Annotated in this window: 22 protein-coding genes; 8 read left to right on the top strand and 14 right to left on the bottom strand. The window is 65.4% G+C overall.

The genetic code is table 11. The features are described from left to right. The first annotated feature begins 12 nt into the window (after positions 1-12). Positions 13-3177 (top strand): efflux RND transporter permease subunit, encoded by a 3165-nt coding sequence (locus tag Q1A53_RS14595; protein WP_299968134.1) that lies wholly within the window; start codon positions 13-15, stop codon positions 3175-3177. Between the two features lie 2 nt (positions 3178-3179). Here the strand turns inward: Q1A53_RS14595 and Q1A53_RS14590 are convergent, their stop codons facing one another. The 5 genes from Q1A53_RS14590 to def (Q1A53_RS14570) are packed head-to-tail and all read right to left on the bottom strand — an operon-like array spanning position 3180 to position 5854. Continuing rightward, positions 3180-3416 (bottom strand): hypothetical protein, encoded by a 237-nt coding sequence (locus Q1A53_RS14590; protein ID WP_299968131.1) that lies wholly within the window; start codon positions 3414-3416, stop codon positions 3180-3182. 10 nt (positions 3417-3426) lie between these two features. Further along, positions 3427-4335 carry a methionyl-tRNA formyltransferase gene (gene fmt / locus Q1A53_RS14585; RefSeq protein WP_299968129.1) on the bottom strand — a complete coding sequence of 303 codons (909 nt, stop codon included), beginning with the start codon at positions 4333-4335 and terminating at the stop codon, positions 3427-3429. 6 nt (positions 4336-4341) lie between these two features. Continuing rightward, the gene (def, locus tag Q1A53_RS14580; protein WP_299968126.1) at positions 4342-4839 is read right to left on the bottom strand and encodes a peptide deformylase; all 498 of its coding nucleotides are present in this window, start codon (positions 4837-4839) and stop codon (positions 4342-4344) included. Beyond that, positions 4836-5339, bottom strand: coding sequence for a peptide deformylase (gene def, locus Q1A53_RS14575; RefSeq protein WP_299968123.1), 504 nt, complete (start codon positions 5337-5339; stop codon positions 4836-4838). Before def (Q1A53_RS14575) ends, def (Q1A53_RS14580) begins: the two co-directional genes overlap by 4 nt. After that, on the bottom strand, positions 5336-5854 hold the full coding sequence (gene def / locus Q1A53_RS14570; protein WP_299968121.1) for a peptide deformylase: 519 nt from the start codon (positions 5852-5854) through the stop codon (positions 5336-5338). Before def (Q1A53_RS14570) ends, def (Q1A53_RS14575) begins: the two co-directional genes overlap by 4 nt. A gap of 111 nt (positions 5855-5965) precedes the next feature. Between def (Q1A53_RS14570) and Q1A53_RS14565 the strand changes: the two genes are divergently transcribed. Next, positions 5966-7159 carry a MalY/PatB family protein gene (locus tag Q1A53_RS14565; RefSeq protein ID WP_299968119.1) on the top strand — a complete coding sequence of 398 codons (1194 nt, stop codon included), beginning with the start codon at positions 5966-5968 and terminating at the stop codon, positions 7157-7159. A gap of 883 nt (positions 7160-8042) precedes the next feature. Here the strand turns inward: Q1A53_RS14565 and Q1A53_RS14560 are convergent. Beyond that, positions 8043-8393, bottom strand: coding sequence for a hypothetical protein (locus tag Q1A53_RS14560; RefSeq protein ID WP_299968117.1), 351 nt, complete (start codon positions 8391-8393; stop codon positions 8043-8045). 200 nt (positions 8394-8593) lie between these two features. On the opposite strand from Q1A53_RS14560, the gene Q1A53_RS14555 reads away from it, so the two are divergent. Then, entirely contained in the window at positions 8594-9568 is a 975-nt protein-coding gene (locus Q1A53_RS14555) for a glutathione S-transferase family protein (RefSeq protein WP_299968114.1), read from the top strand. 6 nt (positions 9569-9574) lie between these two features. Here the strand turns inward: Q1A53_RS14555 and Q1A53_RS14550 are convergent, their stop codons facing one another. Beyond that, a complete protein-coding gene (locus Q1A53_RS14550) occupies positions 9575-9955 on the bottom strand; it encodes a response regulator (protein WP_299968111.1) in 381 nt (126 codons plus the stop codon). 200 nt (positions 9956-10155) lie between these two features. Here Q1A53_RS14550 and Q1A53_RS14545 point away from each other — a divergent pair, with 200 nt between their 5' ends. The 3 genes from Q1A53_RS14545 to Q1A53_RS14535 are packed head-to-tail and all read left to right on the top strand — an operon-like array spanning position 10156 to position 13194. Further along, positions 10156-11109, top strand: coding sequence for a threonine-phosphate decarboxylase (locus tag Q1A53_RS14545; protein ID WP_299968108.1), 954 nt, complete (start codon positions 10156-10158; stop codon positions 11107-11109). Then, positions 11106-12011 (top strand): adenosylcobinamide-phosphate synthase CbiB, encoded by a 906-nt coding sequence (gene cbiB / locus Q1A53_RS14540; RefSeq protein ID WP_299968105.1) that lies wholly within the window; start codon positions 11106-11108, stop codon positions 12009-12011. Before Q1A53_RS14545 ends, cbiB begins: the two co-directional genes overlap by 4 nt. A gap of 22 nt (positions 12012-12033) precedes the next feature. Further along, the gene (locus tag Q1A53_RS14535) at positions 12034-13194 is read left to right on the top strand and encodes a lytic murein transglycosylase (RefSeq protein WP_299968103.1); all 1161 of its coding nucleotides are present in this window, start codon (positions 12034-12036) and stop codon (positions 13192-13194) included. 364 nt (positions 13195-13558) lie between these two features. On the opposite strand, the gene Q1A53_RS14530 is transcribed toward Q1A53_RS14535, so the two are convergent. Beyond that, complete coding sequence (locus Q1A53_RS14530; RefSeq protein WP_299968100.1) at positions 13559-13927, bottom strand: hypothetical protein; 369 nt, start codon at positions 13925-13927, stop codon at positions 13559-13561. A gap of 60 nt (positions 13928-13987) precedes the next feature. After that, a complete protein-coding gene (locus Q1A53_RS14525; protein ID WP_299968436.1) occupies positions 13988-17443 on the bottom strand; it encodes an AAA family ATPase in 3456 nt (1151 codons plus the stop codon). Between the two features lie 213 nt (positions 17444-17656). On the opposite strand from Q1A53_RS14525, the gene Q1A53_RS14520 reads away from it, so the two are divergent. Beyond that, positions 17657-18427, top strand: coding sequence for a FadR/GntR family transcriptional regulator (locus Q1A53_RS14520; protein WP_299968098.1), 771 nt, complete (start codon positions 17657-17659; stop codon positions 18425-18427). Positions 18428-18555: 128 nt separating this feature from the next. Here the strand turns inward: Q1A53_RS14520 and Q1A53_RS14515 are convergent, their stop codons facing one another. The 5 genes from Q1A53_RS14515 to Q1A53_RS14495 form a co-directional block, all read right to left on the bottom strand. Further along, positions 18556-19119, bottom strand: a complete 564-nt coding sequence (locus Q1A53_RS14515; RefSeq protein ID WP_299968096.1) for a F0F1 ATP synthase subunit B — start codon at positions 19117-19119, stop codon at positions 18556-18558. Between the two features lie 5 nt (positions 19120-19124). Further along, a complete protein-coding gene (locus tag Q1A53_RS14510) occupies positions 19125-19655 on the bottom strand; it encodes a F0F1 ATP synthase subunit B' (protein WP_299968093.1) in 531 nt (176 codons plus the stop codon). 84 nt (positions 19656-19739) lie between these two features. Then, positions 19740-19964, bottom strand: a complete 225-nt coding sequence (locus Q1A53_RS14505) for a F0F1 ATP synthase subunit C (protein ID WP_011567586.1) — start codon at positions 19962-19964, stop codon at positions 19740-19742. Positions 19965-20019: 55 nt separating this feature from the next. Continuing rightward, entirely contained in the window at positions 20020-20769 is a 750-nt protein-coding gene (locus Q1A53_RS14500; RefSeq protein ID WP_299968090.1) for a F0F1 ATP synthase subunit A, read from the bottom strand. A gap of 1 nt (position 20770) precedes the next feature. Further along, positions 20771-21100: an AtpZ/AtpI family protein gene (locus Q1A53_RS14495; RefSeq protein ID WP_299968086.1), complete on the bottom strand. Its 330-nt coding sequence runs from the start codon at positions 21098-21100 to the stop codon at positions 20771-20773. A 236-nt stretch (positions 21101-21336) separates the two neighbouring features. On the opposite strand from Q1A53_RS14495, the gene Q1A53_RS14490 reads away from it, so the two are divergent. After that, on the top strand, positions 21337-21678 hold the full coding sequence (locus Q1A53_RS14490) for a metalloregulator ArsR/SmtB family transcription factor (protein WP_299968083.1): 342 nt from the start codon (positions 21337-21339) through the stop codon (positions 21676-21678). Positions 21679-21700 lie beyond the last annotated feature (22 nt).

Raw genomic sequence — 21700 nt, 5'->3', positions numbered from 1 at the left:
GAGAGCCCGGCCATGGACATCATCCGCTTTGCAATCGACCGGCCCGTGGCGGTGATCGCTATCGTCGTGATGGCGGTGCTCTTCGGGATCATCGCCGTCACCCGCATCCCCATCCAGCTGGCGCCCGATGTGCGCAAACCCATCGTGGTGATCACCACCAACTGGCCCGGTGCCGCCCCGTCGGAGATCGAGCGCGAGATCATCAACCCCCAGGAGGAGGCGTTGCGCGGGCTCGACGGGCTCGACGTGATGACCTCGCGTGCGCAATCGGGCGAGGCCGAGGTGACGCTGGAGTTTGGCATCGGCACGGATATGAGCCAGTCGCTGCTCCTGGTCTCCAACCGGCTGGACCGGGTGGGCGACTACCCCGATGAGGCGGGCGAGCCCTCGCTTGACACCTCGGGCGGTGATGACAGCCCGATCGCCTGGGTGTTGCTGACGGCACAGGAAGGCAACACCCGCGACATGCCTACCTACGGTGATTTCGTCGAAGACATCATTCAGGACCGGATCGAGCGGATCGAAGGGGTCTCGGCTGTCAATGTCTTTGGCGGCGTCACCCGCGAATTGCAGGTGGTCGTGGATCCGCGACAGCTGGCCCGGTTCAACCTCACGGTCCCCGAAGTGGTGCAGATCCTGAGGACGGAGAACATCTCGCTGTCCGCAGGCGATGTGGATGAGGGCAAGCGCCGCTATGTCGTGCGCGCCGAAGGCAACCTCAACACCGTCGCCGCCATCGAGGAGGTCGTCCTGCGATCCGATCTCGGCAACGGACGCTCGGGGCGCGTGCGTGTGAGCGACGTGGCCAACGTCGGCTTCGCCTATCAGGAACCGGGCGCGCGGCTGCGCTTTCGGGGTGAGCCGGGGCTGGCCTTCAACATCGTGCGCGAACCGGGCGCCAACGTGATTGAGACCATGGACGAGGTGCGGGCGGTGCTGAGTGAGCTCAACGACGGCCCGGTCTCGGACGCAGGCCTCAACATGCGGCAGGTCTATGACGAGACGGTCTATATCGACGGTGCCATCAATCTGGTGACGCAGAACATCTGGATCGGTGGCGCGCTGGCCGCCGCCGTGCTGCTGGCGTTTCTGCGCAGCCCGCGCGCGACACTGGTGGTCAGCCTCGCCATCCCCGTCAGCATCGTGGCCACCTTCGTGGCGATGGCCGCCACGGGCCGAACGCTCAACGTGATCTCGCTGGCGGGCATCGCCTTTGCGGTGGGCATGATCGTAGACGCCGCCATCGTCGTGCTGGAGAACATCTACCGGCTCCGCGAACAGGGCAAATCGAGGCGCGAGGCCGCCTATCTCGGGGCTAAGCAGGTCTGGGGCGCGATCCTCGTCTCCGCCCTGACGACCGTGCTGGTCTTTGTGCCGATCCTGATCATGCAGCTGGAGGCGGGCCAGCTTTTCCGCGACATCGCCGTGGCGATCTCCGTCTCCGTGCTGCTGTCTCTGGTGGTGGCCGTCACCGTCATCCCTGCATTGGCCAGCCGGCTGCTGAAACAGGGCCAGCAGGTCACCATGCGTATCTGGGGTCTCGACCATCTGGCGCGCGGGTTTCACGGCATGGTCATGCGCTACGTGCGCCTGACCGTGCGCGCGCGCGCCATCGGCGTGATCATGGTCGCGGCCATCGCGGGCAGTGCCATGGCCGCCAGCATCCTGTTCCTGCCGCGGCTGGAATATCTGCCCGAAGGGAACCGCAACCTTGTCTTTGGCCTGATCATCCCGCCGCCGGGCTACAACCTCGACACCACCGAGACTATCGCCCAGCGGATCGAGGCGACGGCCCGCCCGCTCTGGGAAGCCGCGCCCGAGCCGCAGATGGAGGATGGCACCCCCACAATCGAGAACTTCTTTTTCGTGGCGACCCCAGGCACCAGCTTCGTCGGTGCCGCCGCGGTCGACGGCAGCCGCGCGGGCGAACTCATTCCGGTGCTGTCTGGACCGATCTTTGCCGAACCCGGCACCTTTGGCTTCATGACGCAGCCCTCGCTCTTTGGCCGCGGCGTGGGCGGTGGCCGCACGATCGAGCTGAACATCTCCGGTCAGGATCTGGAGGAGATCCTCGGCGTGGCAGGTCAGGCGGCAGGCATGATCGCCGGGCTGCTGCCGCGGTCCGAAGGTCACCAGTTCCGCCCCATCCCGGGGCTGGAGCTGGGCGCACCCGAAGTGCGGCTGGTGCCCGACAGGCTGCGGCTCGCGGATGCCGGGCTGACGGGCTCTGATCTGGCCGTCACAGTGGATGCGTTCAACGACGGGCTGCGCGTGGCCGAAATCACCGTGGGCGCAGAGCGGCTCAACCTCATGCTCAAGGGTGATCCGGGCCTGCAACTGGCGCAGCGCACGCAGGACATCGGCAACTATCCGGTCGTCACACCGACCGGGCAGATCGTGCCCGTCAATGCGCTCGCGGATGTGATCGTGACCGCTGGCCCGACGGAGATCCGCCACCGCGACCGGCTGCGCACCGTCACGCTGGAAGTGCGCCCTTCGGACGCGCTGCCGCTGGAGGCGGCGGTGGAGATGCTGGAGGCACAGGTCGTGGCACCACTGGAGCAACAGGGCCTGCCCTCGGGGATCCGCGTCAGCGTCTCAGGCACCGCCGATCAGCTCAGCCAGACCTGGAGCGCCATTCAGATCAACCTGGCCGTGGCGCTCATCATCGTGTTTCTGGTGATGGCGATCCTGTTCGAAAGCTTCGTGCTGCCGCTGGTGATCCTTGTCTCCGTCCCCGTGGCGGCCGCGGGCGGGGTCGGCGGGCTGGCGCTCCTCAACCTCTACAAGACCCAGCCGCTCGACATGCTGACCCTGCTGGGCTTCATCATTCTGGTGGGGATCGTGGTCAACAACGCCATCCTGATCGTACACCAGACGCTCTATCACCTGCGCACCGAGGGGATGAGCCCCATCGACGCCATCGAAGAGGCCACCAGCAACCGCATCCGGCCCATCTTCATGTCCACGCTGACGTCCGTCTTCGGGATGCTGCCGCTGGTCCTGCTGAGCGGTGAGGGCTCAGAACTCTATCAGGGTCTGGGCGCCGTGGTCGTCGGCGGGCTGTCGATGTCCGCCTTCCTGACGCTGCTCACGGTGCCGCCGCTTCTGCGGCTCTGCGTGCGCGCGCCGCGCAGCGATGACGCGCCGCTCACCACCGCCAAACCCGCCGAATAACGCTATTTGCGCCAGTGGGTCGGCACGATCAGCAGCGCACCGATGGACGAGACGATGGCATCGAGCCCGGCGCTGCCAAAGCCGATCCCGAACATGATGCGTATGAAGTAAAAGACAAACGCGCCGCCCACGCAGATGATGATGCTGGGCAGGATGCCGTTGTGGGTAAAGCCCGTCTTTTCCGACAGATAGCCCACGATGCCCGCGATCACCACCGTGCCGATCAGGGTTGGAAACATCGCGCACCTCTCATGTCAGCACCGTACCCGCGGCCCAGCCTGCGCCGCGCAGGAACTCCTGCGCATCCTGCGCGCCCTTGCCCGCCCTTTGCAAGCGGGTGAGCACCACGGCGCCATCGCCGCAGACCACCCGCAACGGATGCAGAAGCACCGTGCCCGGCGCCCCCTCGCCCGCCGCCAGATGGCTTTCGAGCAGTTTCACCCGCATCTCGCCCACCATGCTCCAGGCCCCGGGAAAGGGCGAGAGGCCCCGGATCTGCCGGTCGACCTGGCTCGCTGGCTGCTGCCAATCCACCCGCGCTTCGGATTTGTCGATCTTGGCGGCGTAGGTGACGCCCGTCTCGGGTTGAGGCTCAGGCGTCAGCTGATCAAGACGCGCCAGCGCTTCCACGATCAGACCTGCGCCCATCCCGCTCAACCGGTCGTGCAGCGTGGCTGTCGTCTCCTCTGCTCCAATGGGCGTGGTGGCGCGCAACAGGACCGGGCCGGTGTCGAGCCCTGCTTCCATCTGCATAATGCAGACCCCCGTTTCCGCATCCCCCGCCATGATCGCCCGGTGGATAGGTGCCGCCCCGCGCCAGCGCGGCAGAAGGCTCGCGTGGATGTTCAGACAGCCGCGCGCGGGCGCATCCAGCACCGCCTGCGGCAAGAGCAGCCCGTAGGCAACGACGACGGCCACATCGGCCTCGAGCGCCGCCAAGACTGCCTGAGCATCCGGGTCCTTCAGCGACACCGGCGTGCGCACCTCCAACCCAAGATCCAGCGCCCGCTGATGCACCGGGCTCGGGCGCGGCTGCTTGCCCCGACCGGCAGGCCGCGGCGGTTGCGAATAGACGCACGCCACCTCATGCCCGGCCTTCACCAGCGCCTCCAGCACCGGCACCGAAAACACCGGCGTACCCATGAAGATCACCCGCATCGCGTCCTAGCCTCTCACCTTGCGCGCGCGGCGCAGCAGCATATCCCGTTTCACCTTGCTCAGCCGATCAAAATACATCCGCCCCTGCAGATGGTCGATCTGGTGCTGCACGCTCGTCGCCTCCAACCCGGTAAAATCCCGTTCGACCACAGTGCCGCTTTCATCGAGATAGCGCACCGTCACCTCCCGGGGCCGCGTGACCTTGGCCCAGACACCCGGCAGGTTCGGGCTCGCCTCTTCATGGCCGTTCATCTGGGCGGAAGCCTGCACGACCTGCGGATTGGCCAGCCGGATCCGTGCATCGCGGCTGTCGGAGGCATCCACAACCGCCACCTGCAGCATCACCCCGATCTGCGGTGCGGCCAAGCCCACGCCCGGCATCGCGTCCATCGTCTCGATCATGTCGTCGCAGAGCGTGCGGATCTCGTCGGTCACCTCCGCCACCGGCTCTGCCGCGGTGCGCAGCCGCGCATCGGGCCAAGGCACAAAGGCGCGCCGGGTCATGCGCTCACGTCCACGAACTGCGCCTCGGCCAGCGCGCGCGCCTCGGCCGTGAGCCGGTCAAAGGTCACCCGCCCATCCAGATGGTCGATCTCATGCTGCGCGCAGGCCGCGGCGAACCCGGTCAGACGATCCTGTTGCACGCGACCTTCCAGATCTGTCCAGCGCAGGGTGATCTCCGCCGGGCGGGTCACATCGACGGACACACCGGGGATCGACAGACACCCTTCGGCCCGCGTCACCGTGTCGTCGCTGCGCGCAAGGATCTCGGGGTTCACAAAGACGCGCGGCTGCGGCACGCCCTCCTTCCAACCGGTATCCATGACGAAGACCCGGCACACCTCGCCCACCTGCGGGGCGGCGAGCCCCCGACCGGGAGCCGCGTACATCGTCTCCAGCAAATCACCGGCCAGGGCGTGTATCTCGGGCGTCACCTCCGGTACCGGCGCACAGACCATGCGCAACCGCGCATCCGGCCAGCGCAAAATCACGCGCAGGCTCATTCGCGCGCCAGCTCGCGCTTCATCTTGACCATCTTGCGGGTGATCATCTGACGCCGCAGCGGCTTGAGATAGTCGATAAACAGCTTGCCATCCAGATGGTCGATCTCGTGCTGGACACAGGTGGCCCAGAGCCCATCGAACCCCTCCTGTTGCTCCGCCCCCTGGGGATCAATCCAGCGCACCTGAACCTCCGCCGGGCGGGTGACATCAGCAAACTGCTCGGGGATCGACAGACATCCCTCTTCGTAGACGCTGGTTTCCTCGGAGGCCGCGACGATCTCCGGGTTGAACATGACCAAAGGCCGCGCGCGTTCGTTCTCCCCCTTCACACAGTCGAGCACGATCAGCCGCTCCAGCACGCCTATTTGCGGCGCCGCGAGGCCAATGCCCGGGGCCGCATACATCGTCTCCAGCATGTCATCGGCCAGCGCGCGCCGCGCATCGCTCAGATCCTCAACGGGAACAGACGGCTTTTTCAGCCGGGGATCAGGGTGCAACAGGATGGTCCGCTTCATAACTGGGATGTATGACAGCCGCAGCCCGTCTGCAACATACTCTGCGCCCCGCCGACCCTTGCAGCCGCGCAGAAACCCGCTAGCCTCAGGGCCGACAGACAGGAGACCGCAATGAGCCTTGATACCCCCTGGGACGACCGTTTTGACCCGCTGATCGACCGCTGCGGCACGGATTGCGCGAAATGGGACAGCATGCAGGGGATCTACGGCGTGGATCCGCAGGATGGCATCGCCATGTGGGTCGCGGACATGGACTTTCGCCCGCCGGAGGTTGTGCAGGATGCGCTGCGGGACATGCTGGCACACGGCGTCTACGGGTATTACGGCAATCAGGACAGCTACCATGCCGCGATCACTTGGTGGATGCAGGAACGGCACGGCTGGCAGGTAGAGCCGGACTGGATCTTCAGCACCCACGGTCTGGTCAACGGCACCGGCATGTGCATCGACGCCTTTACCGAGCCGGGCGACGGGATCGTGCTCTTCACACCCGTCTATCATGCGTTCGCCCGGGTGATCGACGCGGCCGAGCGCAAGGTGGTCGAGTGCCCGCTGGTGCAGGTGGACGGTCGTTACGAAATGGATTTCGACGCCTATGACGCGCAGATGACCGGATCCGAGCGGATGGTCATCCTCTGCTCGCCCCACAACCCCGGTGGGCGCGTCTGGAGCAGGTCGGAGCTGGAAGCGGTTGCCGCCTTCTGCCAGCGCCACGATCTTGTTCTGGTCTCGGACGAGATCCACCACGATCTCGTCATGCCCGGTCATACCCACACGCCCATGGCCAAGATCGACGGTGTCGCGGACCGGCTGGTGATGATGACAGCCACCAGCAAGACCTTTAACCTCGCGGGCCACCACACCGGCAATGTGATCATCGCGGACCCGCAGTTGCGGACGCGGTTTGCCCAACGCATGGCCGGGCTGGGCATGTCCGCAAACTCCTTCGGTCTGGTGATGGCACGGGCCGCCTACTCGCCCGCTGGAGCCGAATGGCTGGAAGGGCTGATCGGCTATCTCGACGGCAACCGGCGGCTCTTCGACGAGGCCGTCAACGCCATCCCCGGGCTCCAGTCCATGGAGCTGGAGAGTACCTATCTCGCCTGGGTTGATTTCGCTGGTACAGGCATGACGCGCGAGGAGGTGACCCGCCGCATTCAGCAGGACGCCGGTATCGCCGCCAACCTCGGCACGACCTTCGGCAGCGGCGGAGAGAGCTTCATGCGGTTCAACCTCGGCACGCCGCGCGCCCGCGTGCAGGAAGCCTGCGAGCGCCTCGCCCGTGCCTTCGGTGACCTGCAATAGGGACCGCGACCACAGCCGTCAGTGTGGTGTCGGAACAGGCAGTATGGCGAAGGATCCCCGGCGGTAAAGCGCCCCTGATCGCACGCGCCCGCAGAGCACGGCTCATGCTGGCATGGCGCGCACCGAGGTTCCAAAGCCCTCGGTAGGAACCACGGGCGCAGAATACAAAGAGAACCCTGCGGCTGCTTGGATGCCGAAGGAGCTGTCCTCGCCCGGCATCCCACCCTGGCGCAAAAAGTGCCTTCGTGACGCCGGGACCGACCTAACCCCCTCGACGGCAAGCAACACGCGCGACGTCACACGCACCAGCCAGCCTTGCCCGCTTGGCCCCCCAGCCCTCGGGCTGGGCAGCCACCGACCCTCCTCGATGGAGGGGAGGTGGCTTCCCCCGCCTACCGGATCATCTCCACCGCATGACACGAAGGCATGCCCGTACCTGCTACCGACGCACCGCTATCTGTCCGCCTCACCGGGTCAGCTCCGGTCGTTCTTCCAAAGACAGGGACCGTCGGAGGGGGTCGCATCTGCATTCCGATACCCAAGGTGATAGCAAAGAACCGGCGTTTTTCGAGGACCACAACCGGAGAAGCTCCGTGCCGCTAAACACACATCGGCACGCCAGCACCGCCACCCGCCGCCGAGATGAGGCTAAAGGTCTTACCTCGGCCAGCAGCATCGCCGCTCGCCGAACAAGGCGACGCCGACGCAGGAGCCGCTTTGCCGCATCGCCCCACTGTCCAGAAATACATCTCAATAGCGCCTGCCGACAGCGGCCCCGACCTGCTCTTCATCGCCGCACTATCACGGCCGTTATCGAAACATCATATCGGCATCCGAACGGACATCCTGGCCCGATCTGGCCCAGCCCCGCTCCCGGCCGCTCTCAGCGGGCGTCTTCGATCAGCCCCACCGGCGCATCGCCAGCCACCACGAAATCCCGCGCGGGACGATCCGCCACGGGTGTCGCGCGTTTGAAGTCGTAGAGCCGCTCGCCCGCATCTTCGGCGGAGGTCACGATCAGGCACTGAAACAAATGCGTCGACCCATCGTAAAGATCGACCGCGCCGCGCAGGGCGGGCGCCTCGTCGTCCAGCGCAAATCCCGTCTTCCAAAACCGCAGCACCGGATGCGTCTGCCCGTTCGCGCGCACCCTCAAGCGGATCGCGCGCTTCAATGCCGTCCGCCGCGCCGCGTCCAGCCCCGCCTGCACTTCCTTTGGAAAAACCGATTCCATTCTGTGACCCCCCGGGCAACCGTTACGCCCTACAGGATGGCCCAATCGGCTGAAAATCAAGTTAAGGTTTTGTGGCACTGCAAAACCCCGCCCATGCCACCTGTGCATTCCTGCGAAGTTCCCTGCGCGGGGATGGACCTTTGCCGCATCGCGCCAGGCCTCTACCTCTCACGCAATCGCAAAGACAAAGGAGCGCGCATATGGGTCTCTTGGTAGACGGCGTCTGGCATGACAAGTGGTACGACACCAAATCGACGGGCGGGAAATTCGAACGCTCAGAGGCGCAGTTTCGCAACTGGCTCACCGCTGACGGCAGCGCGGGCCCATCTGGGGACGGCGGTTTCCCGGCTGAGAGCGGTCGCTATCATCTCTATGTCAGCCACGCCTGCCCCTGGGCCCACCGCACATTGATCTTTCGCACGCTGAAGGATCTAACGTCGCACATCTCTGTCTCCGTCGTGCACCCGGACATGCTGGGAGAAGGATGGACTTTCGAGACCGACGATAAGGGTGCCACCGGCGACACGCTCTACGGTCACGCCTTCGCGCGTGAGATCTACCTGCGCGCCGATCCGATGTTCTCCGGGCGCGTCACCGTGCCCATCCTCTGGGACAAGGAGCGCGAGACCATCGTCTCAAACGAGAGCGCCGAGATCATCCGCATGCTGGGCAGCGCCTTTGATGGTTTGACCGGAAATACCCTCGATCTGTGGCCCGAAGATCTGCGTGACGCGATCGAACCGGTGAATGCGCGCATTTACGACACGGTCAACAACGGGGTCTACAAGGCAGGCTTTGCCACCAGTCAGGAGGCCTACGATGCTGCCGTCGTGCCGCTTTTCGAGACACTGGACTGGCTGGAAAACCGCCTGTCAGAGAACCGCTATCTGATGGGCGACCGGCAGACGGAGGCGGACTGGCGGCTCTTCACCACTCTGGTCCGCTTCGATCCAGTCTACCATCTGCATTTCAAATGTAACCGCAAGCGGATCATCGACTATCCCAACCTGTGGTCTTACACCCGCGCGCTCTACCAGACGCCCGGGGTGGCGGAGACGGTAAACTTCGCTCACATCGTGCGGCACTACCACTACAGCCACGAAAGCATCAACCCACACCGCATCCTGCCCATTAACCCGGATCTGGATTTCAACGCACCGCACGACCGCGGCTAGGCTGCGTCAGGCCACGCCCGGTTGCTCGGGCGTGCCGCCATAGTGTTCCACCATCGCCGCCAGATCCTCGGGCGGCGTGGCGCTCTGCACAAAGGCGCAGGCATTTGTCGCATGGGAAAAGATCGACCCGTCGGAAAAGAACGACGTATTGGTCACGAAAATCACCTTCGCCTCTGGCAGCCGGTAGCTGGCATAATCCGCCACAGCCAGCGCCGAGCCATCATTCAGCACCAGATCCATGATGATGATGTCGGTGGGATAGGTGCTCAGGTGATTGATGGCATCGACCTGTCCAAAGGCGCGGGACACAGTCATGCCCATGCGCTCCAGATGTCGCTGCCACAGTGTCGCCAGATCTTTTTGGCTCTCTACAATCAGAACCTTCATCTGTCCTCCATTCCGGGATGCTCCCGAAATTGTTGCACTCTGTAACATCTGTGGTGCGCCCGAAAAGGTTAACAAACGATTAAGCAAATCCCTAACGGCCCGTCAAAGCCGTTCACACTTGAATAACCGGCTGGTTTCCGCTTTGTCCCAGCGGCAAAGGCGTGAAATAATGCCACTATCCATGGAATGAGAGTGGATTGTTGACCAAAGAGCAACGTGACCACGGCGGTGGCATCGACGCCGCCATTGCCCGATTCAAGGGCACGCGAATCGGTTGGATCGACCTGTCGACGGGGATCAATCCGCATCCCTATCCCATCCGAACCCTGCCATCCGATGCCTGGACAGCCCTGCCCGACAGCGCCGCCGCTAGCCGCCTGCTGGATGCGGCCCGCACTCTCTGGAACGTCCCGCCCGAAGCGGATCTGCTCGCCGCGCCCGGTGCCTCGTCGCTGATTGCGCGGATCCCCGGGCTGGCCCCTGCAGGATCCGTCGCCATTCCGGGGCCGACCTACAACGAACACGCCGCCGCCTTTGCCGCGCATGGCTGGACGGTCACCGATCGCACCGACGCGACAGCCCAGGTGATCGTGCATCCCAACAACCCCGACGGCCGTATCTGGACCCAGCAGACCCTGCCCGCCCCGCAGGCCGCACTCACGATAATCGACGAAAGCTTTTGCGACGTGTCCCCGACACAATCGCTGATGGCGCGCGCCGCCGCGCCGGGGTCGCTGGTGCTCAAAAGCTTCGGCAAGTTCTGGGGGCTTGCGGGCCTGCGACTGGGCTTTGTGGCGGGCGATCCGGGCCTGGTCGCACAGCTGCGCGCCGCCCTGGGCCCTTGGCCGGTCGCCGGGCCTGCACTGGCCGTGGGCGCCGAGGCGCTGGCTGACGCCGGTTGGGCGCGCACCACCCGGGCCCGGTTGGCCGAAGATGCGGCGAGGCTTGATGCGTTGATGCAGATCGCGGGCGCGCGGGTGCTGGGAGGGACCACGCTCTTCCGGCTCTACGAGGTCGAGGATGCCGCCGCCTGGCAAACCAAATTGGCACAGCACCGGATCTGGAGCCGCATTTTCCCCTACAACCCGCGCTGGCTGCGTCTGGGGCTGCCACATGCGCTGCACTGGCCCCGGATCAACGCCGCTCTGGCATGAGTACGGCTGTGATCCTGCTCGGTGCGCTGGCCCTCGATGCGCTGCTGGGGGAGCCCTACTGGCTCTGGAGCAGACTGCCCCACCCCGCGGTGCTGATGGGGCGGCTGATCGGCGCGCTGGACGCGCGGTTCAATCGCGGCACCGGGCGCAAGCTCAAGGGGATCGCCTGCGTCCTGCTGCTCATCACCATCGGCGGTGCCATCGGCTGGGGCCTCAGCCTGCTCGGCCCGCTCGTTCAACTGCTCTGTGCCGCGATCCTGCTGGCCCACGGTGCGTTGGTTCAGCATGTGGCAGATGTGGCCGCGGGCCTGCGCCGCGCCTTGCCCGACGGTCGCACGATGGTCGCCCGTATCGTCAGCCGGGACACCCGGAGCATGGACGAGGCCGCCGTTGCCCGCGCCGCCATCGAGAGCGGGGCAGAGAACCTCTCGGACGGGGTGATCGCCCCTGCCTTCTGGTTCGCGCTGGCCGGGCTGCCGGGGCTGGTGATCTACAAGATGGTCAACACCGCAGACAGCATGATCGGCTACCGCACCCCGCGCCATGCGGATTTCGGCTGGGCCGCCGCCCGGCTCGATGATCTGCTGAACCTCGCGCCTGCGCGGCTCACAGCCCTGCTGATCGCGCTGCCCGCCGGTGTTTTAGACATAGGCGGTATTCGCCGGGACGCCCGCCTGCACCGCTCGCCCAACGCAGGCTGGCCGGAGGCGGCCATGTCCCGCGCCATCGGCGTGGCCCTCGCCGGGCCACGCGCCTACGACGGGGCGATGCGCGATTTTCCCTTTGTTAACACGAACGGGCGTAGAGAGTTGGGGCCGCTGGACATCGACGCCAGTATCGCGATGCTGTGGCGTGCCTGGGCCGGGTTTGCCGCACTCTGCGCGCTGGCGGCCGTGTTGTGACAGACCCTGCAGGAGAATCCTGATGCGCCTACCCCTTCTCGCAAGCTGCTTTCTCGCCCTGCCTGCCATGGTGCAGGCCTGCGGCGGCGGCTTTTCCGGTTTCGTCAACGATCTCGCATCCGAGGCGATCAGCCGCGGCCACGACCGCGCAACCGTTTCCCAGTTTTTCAACGGTGTCGCACAGGATGCAGCCGTCTTGCGCGCCGACCGCGCCCAGGGCGTCTTTCAGCGCCCCTTTCTGGATTTTTCGCAGCGGCTGATCTCGCGCGACAGGCTGAACAAGGGCCGCCAGAATGCCCAACGCTACGATACCGTATTCGACCGGATCGAACAGCGCTACGGCGTCAGCCGCGGCGTGCTCCTCGCCTTCTGGGCGTTTGAGACGGACTACGGCGGATTTCAGGGGGATTTCAACACGGTAAACGCGCTGGTGACCCTGGCGCACGATTGTCGGCGGCCCGAGCTTTTTCGCCCGCAGGTCTTTGCCGCGCTTGAGCTTTTCGAACAGGGCGGCCTCGATCCCCGCCGCACCACCGGCGCCTGGGCGGGCGAGATCGGCATGGTGCAGATGCTGCCCCGCGACATCCTTGAGAACGGGGTGGATGGCGACGGCGACGGCACCGTCTCGCTCAAGACCTCTGCCACCGACGCGCTGATGTCGGGCGGCAAAATGCTGCAAAGCCTCGGCTGGCGCGCAGGCGAGCCGTGGCTGCAGGAGGTGATTGTGCCTGCGCAGTTCGACTGGTCGCAAAGCGGGCTGCGCACGGTCAAATCCACCGCCGACTGGCAGTCCCTGGGTGTGCGTCTGCGCGAAGGATCCCTCGCCCGCCTGCCCGCCAGCCTGATCCTGCCGCAAGGCCATCGCGGCCCGGCGTTCCTCGCCTACCCCAACTTCAGCGTCTATTTCGAATGGAACCAGAGCTTTACCTACGTGCTCACCGCCGCCTATTTCGCCAACCGGCTGGAAGGCGCGCAGGTCTATGCCGCAGGCAACCCCGAACCAGGCCTATCCGGTGACCAGATGAAGGACCTGCAGCGCAAGCTTCAGGCCCGCGGGCATAACGTGGGCAGCGTGGATGGCATCCTCGGCGCCCGCACGCGCACAGCCGTGCAGGCAGAACAACAACGCCTTGGCCTGCCCGCCGACGCCTGGCCCACACCTGCGCTGCTGGCGCGCCTCTGACGCGCTCGCCGTTAACCATTCTTTACGCGCCCAAAGCTAGGGTGCTCCGCGAAACAGTCATTCAGGTCTGTTCTCACCTCACGACCCTGCGTGCCCCCGTGCCGCAGGGTCTTTTCTGTCTGCAAGCACTCCGCCCATACCCCCGCATGACGGCAACATCCACCGCCCCATGGCCTGTAAAACAGCGTCGTGCCCCGCGCAGTCACATGGCAAAACCGCTCGCTCATCTTGCAGGATAAACTCCCGCCGGAGGCGCAGCTCTCCTCCTGCCAAGCCGGTCGCCCAAGTATAAAGACATGATAGAGCACCGCACCCCGACCACAGAACACCCCCCCCGCAGCAAAACACACCGGCAGCCACTGAGCTAGTCCACCCTAGGCGGCCGCACCGGGAACCGTTCACCGCGCTCGGTCAGCAGAACGATGCGCCCGCGGCTCTCCACGTAGCGATCGCAGCGCCCGAACCCGTTCCGGTAGGCGATGCACACCGTGCCATCCGCCCCGACCTCATAGGCACCGAAGGCCGCCGCACCACTGGCGTAAGTATAGGAATAGGCACCCTCCGGGCCATAGGCGGATTGTCCGTCATCGTAGAAAACCAGCGTGCTCCCCTCCGTCAGCGTCAACACTTCCTGGCGCGTCAGCACCCTGTCATCCGCGCGCAACGCCCAGTCCTGGGCTAACCCCGCCCCGGGCAGGACAATCAGCGCGAACAGAAGCACAAAGGGTTTCATGCGACGACCTTACGCGCCCCGACCCCGGATCATCAACACAGGATTGACCGGTCGCGCGGCTCAGGCCACCAGCGTCTCGGCCTTCTTCAGATCCACGGACACCAGCTGGCTCACGCCCTGCTCTCCCATGGTCACGCCAAAGAGCCTGTCCATCCGTGCCATCGTCACCGCGTGGTGCGTGATGATCAAAAACCGCGTATCGGTCTGACTGCACATCTCGTCGAGCATATCGCAAAAGCGCGTCACATTGGCATCATCCAGCGGCGCGTCCACCTCATCGAGCACACAGATCGGCGCGGGGTTCGCGAGGAATACCGCAAAGATCAGCGCCATGGCGGTCAGCGTCTGCTCGCCGCCCGACAGCAGGCTCAGGGTCGAGAGCTTCTTGCCCGGAGGCTGGCACATGATCTCCAGCCCGGCCTCCAGCGGATCGTCGCTCTCGACCATCACCAGATTGGCTTCCCCGCCACCGAAAAGATGGCGGAACAGCATGGAGAAATTACCATTGACCTGCTCAAAGGCGGTCAGCAGCCGCGCGCGGCCTTCCTTGTTCAGGCTCGCGATCCCGCTGCGCAGGGTGCGGATGGCTTCCTCCAGTTCCGCCTTTTCACCGGTCAGCGTGTCGTATTCGGTCTGGACCTCCGCTGCATCTTCCTCGGCGCGCAGGTTCACCGCTCCCAGAGCATCGCGCTGCCGTTTCAACCGGCTCACATCCGCCTCCAGCGCCTCAGCCGCGGGCATCTCATCGGGCACCGCGTCAAGCTGGGCGAGCAACTGGCTCGGCGTCGCCTGCGCCTCATCGGCAATCCGACCCGCCGCCTGAGCGACCGTCTCGCGCGCCGCTTCGCTGCGTGCCTGCGCACCGGCACGGCTCTCACGAGCGTCCGATGCGCTGCGTTCCGCCTCGCGTTCCGCCTCGCCCGCCCGGCGCAACGCGCCCTCCCCTTCGGATAACGCATTGGCCGCCTTGGCCTTGCGCGCCTCGGCGAGTGTGATCGCGTCGCGCATCTCCGCTCGCTTGGCGGCAATGGCTTCCGGCGAGGCCTGCGCCGCGGTCAACTCGGCCTGCGCCGTTTCCTTGCGCGTCACCAGCTCTGCCGCACGCGCCTCCGCCGTCTCCAGCCGGTGCCGCCAGCCGCTGATCTCCTTGCTGATCTCCTGCGCGCGACGCGTGCGGGCCTCGCCCTCGCGGCGCAGCTCGTCGTGGGCAGACCGGCGTGACATCATGGTGATCCTTGCGGCCTCGACAGCGGTGCGGATGTCCTCGACCAGCGCGCGGGCGGCCCCCAGATCGCCCAGATCGGCCAGCGCGCGCTCCGCCTCGCGGGCCCGGGTGCGCGCGGCCATGGCCTCTTCCTCGTGACGGCTGACCGCCAGTCCGAGCGCTTCCAGCCGTCCTTCCGCCAGATTGCGGTCCGCCTCCGCGCGGCTCAGTCGTCGCCCGGCATCGGCCACAGCCTTGTCAGCGGCGCGGCGCGCGTCGCGCGCGGCAGCATCGGTGCGGGCGCGGTCGGCCAGTTCCGCCCCGAGATGCGCATGGGCCGCCTGTGCGCCTTCGGCGCGCTGGCTCGCCAGCTCCAGCGATTGTTTCAGCTCTTCCATGCGGTTCAGTTGCTGCAACCGCAGCGCGGCGGCCGAGGGCGCATCTTCGGCCCAGGCGCGCAGCCCGTCCCACCGCCACAGGTCCCCTTCGGCGGAGACAAGCCGCTGACCGGGCCGCAGGTCGGCCTGCAGCGCGGGCCCCTGATCTCCCTCGACGAGGCCAATCTGGCTCAGCCTGCGCGCCAGAACCTCCGGCCCCGTCACAAACAGCGACAGCGGCGTGACCCCGGCGGGCAAGGGCTGATGCGCACTATACTGCGGCAACCCCGCCCAGCCCGATGGTCCATCCGCGGCAACAACCGGCGCCCGCAGATCATCGGCCAGTGCCGCGCCAAGCGCCTTTTCGTACCCCTGCGTGACCGTCACCTCATCGAGGATCTGCCCGCCTTCGGCCGTGTCGCGGTCCACCAGTTTCGCCAGGGCCCCGGCTTCGGCCCGCAGCGCATTCATCTCGCCTTCCGCCTCGGAACGTTGCGCCCGGGCGTCCGCCTCGCGCGCCTGCGTCTCGGCCCGCGCCTGCTCCGCGGCCAGCAACGCGGCCTCTGCCGCCTCCGCCTCGGCGACCGCAGCCCGTTCGGCAGCCTCCGCCTCGACAAAGTCGGTCCCCGCCCGGGCCAGTTTTTCCTGACTGTCGGCAACGGCGGCCCGCGCCCGCGCCGCTTCCCCTTCGGAACGCTCCAGCGTCTTGCGGCTGTCCTCAAGCAACCGCTGCGCGGAGCCATAGCGCGCCGACAACCGCGCCACATCCTCGGTCTGCGTGGACATATCCGCCTCGCGGGTCTGCAGCACCGCCGCCGCCTCGCGCGCGGCCTCCGCTGCTTCGGCCAGCCGCTCGTCCTGCCCATCGGCTGCCTTGGCCAACTCCTGCGCTTCCCAATCCAGCCGCGCGATAGTTTCGCCGGCATCGCGGTTCAGCGCGCCCTCGCGGGCGATATCGTGCTCCAGCTGCACAATCCGGGCCGTGAGCGTCTCGATCAGATCCAGCGCGCGGGCTTCCTGATCCGCAAGCGTGTCCCGCTCGACCATCAACCGCTGCAAGAGCGCCGCCGCAATCGCATCTTCCTCACGCAACGCAGGCAGCGCCGCCTCCGCCGTGCCGCGCTGCTTTGCCGTCTCGCGCACCGCTGCCTCGGCCTGCGCCGCCTCGCGCACCCGGGTCCGCAGCGCCTCATCCGCAGTGGCCCGCGCCGTCTCCGCCTCTCGCCAGCGGCGGTAGAGCAAGAGCCCCTCCGCCCGGCGCAGATCTTCTCCGATGGCCCGGTACCGCGCTGCCTGTTTCGCCTGCCGCGCCAGTTGCCCCAGCTGCGAGGCCAGCTGTTCGATCACATCATCGAGCCGTTCGAGGTTCGTCTCCGCCCCCTTCAGCTTCAACTCCGCCTCGTGCCGCCGCTGGTACAGCCCACTGATGCCCGCCGCCTCTTCCAGAATGCGGCGGCGGTTCTTGGGCTTGGCGTTGATCAGCTCCGCAATCTGACCTTGCCGCACCAGCGCCGGGCTGTGCGCGCCGGTCGAGGCGTCCGCGAACAGCATCTGCACATCCCGCGCCCGCACGTCCTTGGCCCCCACCTTGTAGGCGCTGCCCACATCGCGGGTGATCCGCCGCACGATGTCCAGCTGGTCGCTGTCGTTGAACCCCGCGGGCGCCAACCGGTCGGAATTGTCGATGTGCAGCACCACTTCGGCAAAATTGCGCGCGGGCCGGGTGGCCGCACCGGCAAAGATCACATCCTCCATCCCGCCACCGCGCATGGCCGAGGGCCGGTTCTCCCCCATCACCCACCGCAACGCTTCCAGCAGGTTCGACTTGCCGCAGCCGTTGGGTCCCACCACGCCCGTCAAACCATCCGAGATGATCAGATCGGTGGGATCCACGAAGCTCTTGAAGCCGGTCAGTCTGAGTTTGGAGAAGCGCACCGGGCCCTCGCTGTGATTCCGGGAATTGCCGTCGAGCCTGCGGCCCCACAGCGCGCGTGTCAACAGCGCCACCCCCAAGGAATGGGGCGATCGGCGACTTATCCCCAAGATATTGAGGTGCGACCCAGATAATGATGCCTCACCGTGGTGCACCCGAAAACCATTGTCGCACTGGTCAACTGGTCATATGATTTGACCAAAACCGGAGCATCCATGCCCTTTCGCCCTGTCCAGCCCGAGAAACTCTCCACCGCCGTGGTGCGCCAGATCGAGGATCTGATCCTGCGCGGCATCCTGCGACCGGGCGAACGGCTCCCGGCGGAACGAGAACTGGCAGAAAGGCTGGGCGTCTCCCGCCCCAGCCTGCGGGATGCCTTGGGTGTTCTGCAGGATCAGGGGCTTCTCAGCACCCGGGCAGGCGCGGGGGTCTACGTGGCCGAGGTGCTGGGCTCCGCCTTCGCGCCCGCCCTCGTGCATCTCTTCTCGCGCCACGAAACGGCTGTCTTTGACGCCCTGTCCTTTCGCCGCGATATGGAAGGGTTGGCTGCCGAACGCGCCGCCCGCCTTGCCTCCGACACCGATCTGCGGGTTGTCCAGACGGTCTTTGACCGTATGGCCGCCCCCGACCCGGCACGCCGCCCCGAGGATGAGGCGCGGCTGGACGCGCAATTCCACATGGCCATCATCGAGGCGAGCCACAACGTGGTGATGCTGCACATGATGCGCTCCATGTACGATCTGCTGCGCGAGGGCGTCTTCTACAACCGGCAGATCATGTTCAAACAACGCGCCACCCAGGCGAGCCTGCTGGACCAGCACCGCCAGATCAACGACCACCTTCAGGCGCGCGACCCGGCAGGCACCCGTGCTGCGATAGAGGACCACCTGGATTTCGTGCTGGGATGCCTGCAGGACCAGATCCGCGCCGACCGTAACGAGGCGGTCGCGCGGCAGCGGCTCGATCACGAAAGAGCGCAAGGATAACAAAAACCCCGCCGTCAAGGCAGGGTCCTGTCGCTCAATGCTTTGAAAGATCACCAGTCACTGGGCGCCCCCGGCGTCAGTCCGGGCAGCCCCCGATCCGCCTCGATGGCGGTGAGGGGGCTTTCCCGTCAGTGCAGCTTTGTGTCCACCTGTTCGATGGATGCGTCGATCAGAGCATCGGCCTGCGACGCCGTCATCTGCTTGGCAATTGCCTCGCGGGCCACAGCCATGGCCACGCTGATCGACTGATCCCGCACTTCCTTGATCGCCGCGGCTTGCGCGTTCTCGATCTGCTCTTCGGCGGCGGCCATGCGCCGCTCCAGCGATTTGGCCAGATCCGCACGTGCCTGTTCGGCGGCCACGCCCGCCTCTTCCTTGGCGGAGGCGACGATCCGGTCCGCCTGCTCCTGCACTTCGCGCTGCTTACGCTCATAGCTCGCCAGCAGTGTCTGGGCTTCGTCCCGCAGCGCACGCGCCTCGTCGAGCTCCGACTTGATGCCCTCCGCCCGCTTGTCGAGCATGCCCATCACCAGCGACGGCACCTTGAAGTAAACGAGGATCGCAATGAAGACGAGCAAGCCCAGCAGCACCACGAAATCCGTGTTGAGCAGGGAAAAGAACGGCTTGTCCCCGGCTGCAAACGCTGGCCCGGCAGACACCAAACCCGCGGTCGCCACAGTCAAAATCCGCATCCCACTCATCCTTTCAGCCGCGCGCTGACCGCAGCATCAATCTCGGCAGCGTCCGGGTTGGCCCCCATCGCCGAGACGATGGCCTGCGCTGTCTCGCCCGCCACCTCTTTCACCGCTGCCATCGCACCGGCGCGGATCTCGCCAATCGCCTTCTCGGACTCCGCGGATTTCTCCGCGATCTCCGCGTCCGCGGCGGCAATGGCCTTGTCCAGATCCTTTTGGATATCGGCCTTGGCCTCGGCCACGATCCGCTGCGCTTCCGCGCGCGCGTCGATCAGCGCCTTGTCATAGGCAGCTTCCGCATCCTTGGCCTTGGACTTGAGGTCTTCCGCCGCGGCAAGATCGCTCGTGATCGTCCCCTGCCGTTCCGCCAGAATTGCCGCAATCCGCGGCAAGGCAACCCGGGACAGCACCATGTAAATGACCACCAGCGTGATCACCAACCAGAAGATCTGGTTTCCCCAGGTCGAAAAGTCGAGCTGTGGCATACCGGGTGCAGAGGCCGCCGCGTCCGCGCTAGTCGTTTCTGTTGCCATGTCAGTCTCCTTAGAGCCGGTCCGGATCACCGGGCCTTACGCGGATGCGCAGTGCCCGGCTACAGGAAAATCGTCTCTGAAGTTTCAGACGGCGAACATCAGCAGCAGGGCGACGAGGAAGGCAAAGATGCCCAGAGCTTCGGCAAAGGCGATGCCGATGAAGAGTGTCGCCGTCTGGCTGGCCGCAGCCGATGGGTTGCGCAGCGCGCCTGCCAGGTAGTTGCCTGCCACGTTGCCAACCCCGATGGCCGCAGCGCCGGAACCGATTGCTGCCAGACCTGCGCCGATGTGTGCGAGTTCGCCTTCCATGAGAATTCTCCTGTAAATTGGAAGTTGAGTAGAATTACGGACCAAACCGCCCGAATTAGTGATGCGGATGCAGCGCGTCCTTGAGGTACACGCATGTGAGAATGGTAAAGACGTAGGCCTGGATGAAGGACACCAGCACCTCGAGCCCGTACATCGCTGTGATGCCCAGCACCGCGACGGGGCTGACGGCAGCGATGGCCGCAAAGCCTGCGAAGACCTTGATCACCGCGTGACCGGCCATGACATTGCCTGCCAGACGGATGGAGTGGCTGACCGGCCGCACGAAATAGGAAATCACCTCGATGATCGCCAATACCGGCCGCAGCGCCAGCGGGGCCGAGGAGACCCAGAAAAGGCTGAGAAACGCAGCGCCGTTCTTGACGAAACCCAACACGGTCACGGTGATGAAAACCGCCAGCGCCAGCACCACGGTAACAGCGAAATGCGAGGTCGGCGTAAAGGACGTCGGGATCAGGCCGAGGAAGTTCGCGCAGACGATAAACATGAACAGCGTCATGATATAGGGGAAATACTTCACCCCTTCCTTGCCGCAGATGTCCTCGACCATCTTATAGATAAAGCCGTAGGCAAGCTCCGCGATAGACTGCCCGCGCCCCGGCACGACGGACCGTTTGGCACTGCCCAGCACCAGCAACACGATGACCGCGACGATGGAGAACCCCATCCACAGGGCCGTGTTGGTGGGCGTGTACCAGGCAACCTCGGTGCCGCCAAAAAGCGGGCTGACGATGAACTGATCCATCGGATGGAATACCAGACCGCCTTCTTCCGCCTTGTCTGCCATTTCAGGCCCCTTCGTCTTTCTCGGCCAGCTCGGCCAGTTTCTTCTCTTGGACCTCCTGAGCGGATCTCAGCATCGTCTTGATACCCGCCGCGAGGCCCAGCAATGTAAAGAGCACCAGAAAAATCGGGAGCGTCCCGAAAAGGCTATCCAGCCCGTATCCGATGCCGAAACCGATCCCCAGACCGGCCACCAATTCTATCACCATCCGCCAGGCAAGCTGCGCCTGGGAATAATGCTCATCCTGCCGGGGCTTGGGCGCTTGCGCTTTTTTGGCAGCCTCGATCCGTGCTTCCAGCTCGCTCATGCGCTGCTGTTGATCGGGATCGGTCATGCCAAACGGCCTCCGGTATGGACAGGGGTGTGCTAAGACGTGGGGGGGTGGGAGTCAAGTTGCGCTACACCGGTGGGTAGGTCAGCGCAAAGTACTGAAATCATTATGGTATTTATTTTACATTTGCACGCTGCTTCGTACCGTTTCCGGCGCCCGCCGGTCTCAACCCGGCATTTCGCTTATTCAACCTGCTGGTTGATCTTTCGTCCAACGCTCCAGCGCTTTATAGCCATGCCATGGCACAAACGCTCGATCAGACCTTTGCCGCCTTGGCAGATCCGACCCGTCGGGAAATTCTGACGATGTTGCTGGAAGACGATATGGCTGTCACCGATGTGGCGGCGCCGTTCGAGATGTCTTTGGCAGCAATCTCAAAGCATCTGCGTGTTCTTGTCGCGGCGGGCCTGATTGCTCAGGAGCGCCGCGGCCGCGTGATATGGTGCAAGCTTCAGCCCGATGCGCTGCGCGCTGTCTCGGTCTGGATGCAGGGGTTTGGCCAGTTCGAGCCGGTGAACCTCGATGCGTTCGAGCGGTTCCTGGCAGCCGAGCTGACCGGTGATGTCAGGTCGCCAGATTGATGACAGCCATCACAACGACCAC

This window comes from uncultured Roseobacter sp. (assembly GCF_947496515.1).
GTDB lineage: Bacteria > Pseudomonadota > Alphaproteobacteria > Rhodobacterales > Rhodobacteraceae > Roseobacter.
This window is presented reverse-complemented; position numbering and strand designations above follow the sequence as displayed.

What these genes read in the sequence shown, in the direction of transcription:
- Q1A53_RS14595 (WP_299968134.1), top strand. Translation starts at nt 13, where the DNA reads ATGGACATCATCCGCTTTGCAATCGACCGGCCCGTGGCGGTGATCGCT.
- Q1A53_RS14590 (WP_299968131.1), bottom strand. Translation starts at nt 3,416, where the DNA reads ATGTTTCCAACCCTGATCGGCACGGTGGTGATCGCGGGCATCGTGGGC.
- fmt (WP_299968129.1), bottom strand. Translation starts at nt 4,335, where the DNA reads ATGCGGGTGATCTTCATGGGTACGCCGGTGTTTTCGGTGCCGGTGCTG.
- def (WP_299968126.1), bottom strand. Translation starts at nt 4,839, where the DNA reads ATGACCCGGCGCGCCTTTGTGCCTTGGCCCGATGCGCGGCTGCGCACC.
- def (WP_299968123.1), bottom strand. Translation starts at nt 5,339, where the DNA reads ATGAGCCTGCGCGTGATTTTGCGCTGGCCGGATGCGCGGTTGCGCATG.
- def (WP_299968121.1), bottom strand. Translation starts at nt 5,854, where the DNA reads ATGAAGCGGACCATCCTGTTGCACCCTGATCCCCGGCTGAAAAAGCCG.
- Q1A53_RS14565 (WP_299968119.1), top strand. Translation starts at nt 5,966, where the DNA reads ATGAGCCTTGATACCCCCTGGGACGACCGTTTTGACCCGCTGATCGAC.
- Q1A53_RS14560 (WP_299968117.1), bottom strand. Translation starts at nt 8,393, where the DNA reads ATGGAATCGGTTTTTCCAAAGGAAGTGCAGGCGGGGCTGGACGCGGCG.
- Q1A53_RS14555 (WP_299968114.1), top strand. Translation starts at nt 8,594, where the DNA reads ATGGGTCTCTTGGTAGACGGCGTCTGGCATGACAAGTGGTACGACACC.
- Q1A53_RS14550 (WP_299968111.1), bottom strand. Translation starts at nt 9,955, where the DNA reads ATGAAGGTTCTGATTGTAGAGAGCCAAAAAGATCTGGCGACACTGTGG.
- cbiB (WP_299968105.1), top strand. Translation starts at nt 11,106, where the DNA reads ATGAGTACGGCTGTGATCCTGCTCGGTGCGCTGGCCCTCGATGCGCTG.
- Q1A53_RS14535 (WP_299968103.1), top strand. Translation starts at nt 12,034, where the DNA reads ATGCGCCTACCCCTTCTCGCAAGCTGCTTTCTCGCCCTGCCTGCCATG.
- Q1A53_RS14530 (WP_299968100.1), bottom strand. Translation starts at nt 13,927, where the DNA reads ATGAAACCCTTTGTGCTTCTGTTCGCGCTGATTGTCCTGCCCGGGGCG.
- Q1A53_RS14520 (WP_299968098.1), top strand. Translation starts at nt 17,657, where the DNA reads ATGCCCTTTCGCCCTGTCCAGCCCGAGAAACTCTCCACCGCCGTGGTG.
- Q1A53_RS14515 (WP_299968096.1), bottom strand. Translation starts at nt 19,119, where the DNA reads ATGCGGATTTTGACTGTGGCGACCGCGGGTTTGGTGTCTGCCGGGCCA.
- Q1A53_RS14510 (WP_299968093.1), bottom strand. Translation starts at nt 19,655, where the DNA reads ATGGCAACAGAAACGACTAGCGCGGACGCGGCGGCCTCTGCACCCGGT.
- Q1A53_RS14505 (WP_011567586.1), bottom strand. Translation starts at nt 19,964, where the DNA reads ATGGAAGGCGAACTCGCACACATCGGCGCAGGTCTGGCAGCAATCGGT.
- Q1A53_RS14500 (WP_299968090.1), bottom strand. Translation starts at nt 20,769, where the DNA reads ATGGCAGACAAGGCGGAAGAAGGCGGTCTGGTATTCCATCCGATGGAT.
- Q1A53_RS14495 (WP_299968086.1), bottom strand. Translation starts at nt 21,100, where the DNA reads ATGACCGATCCCGATCAACAGCAGCGCATGAGCGAGCTGGAAGCACGG.
- Q1A53_RS14490 (WP_299968083.1), top strand. Translation starts at nt 21,337, where the DNA reads ATGGCACAAACGCTCGATCAGACCTTTGCCGCCTTGGCAGATCCGACC.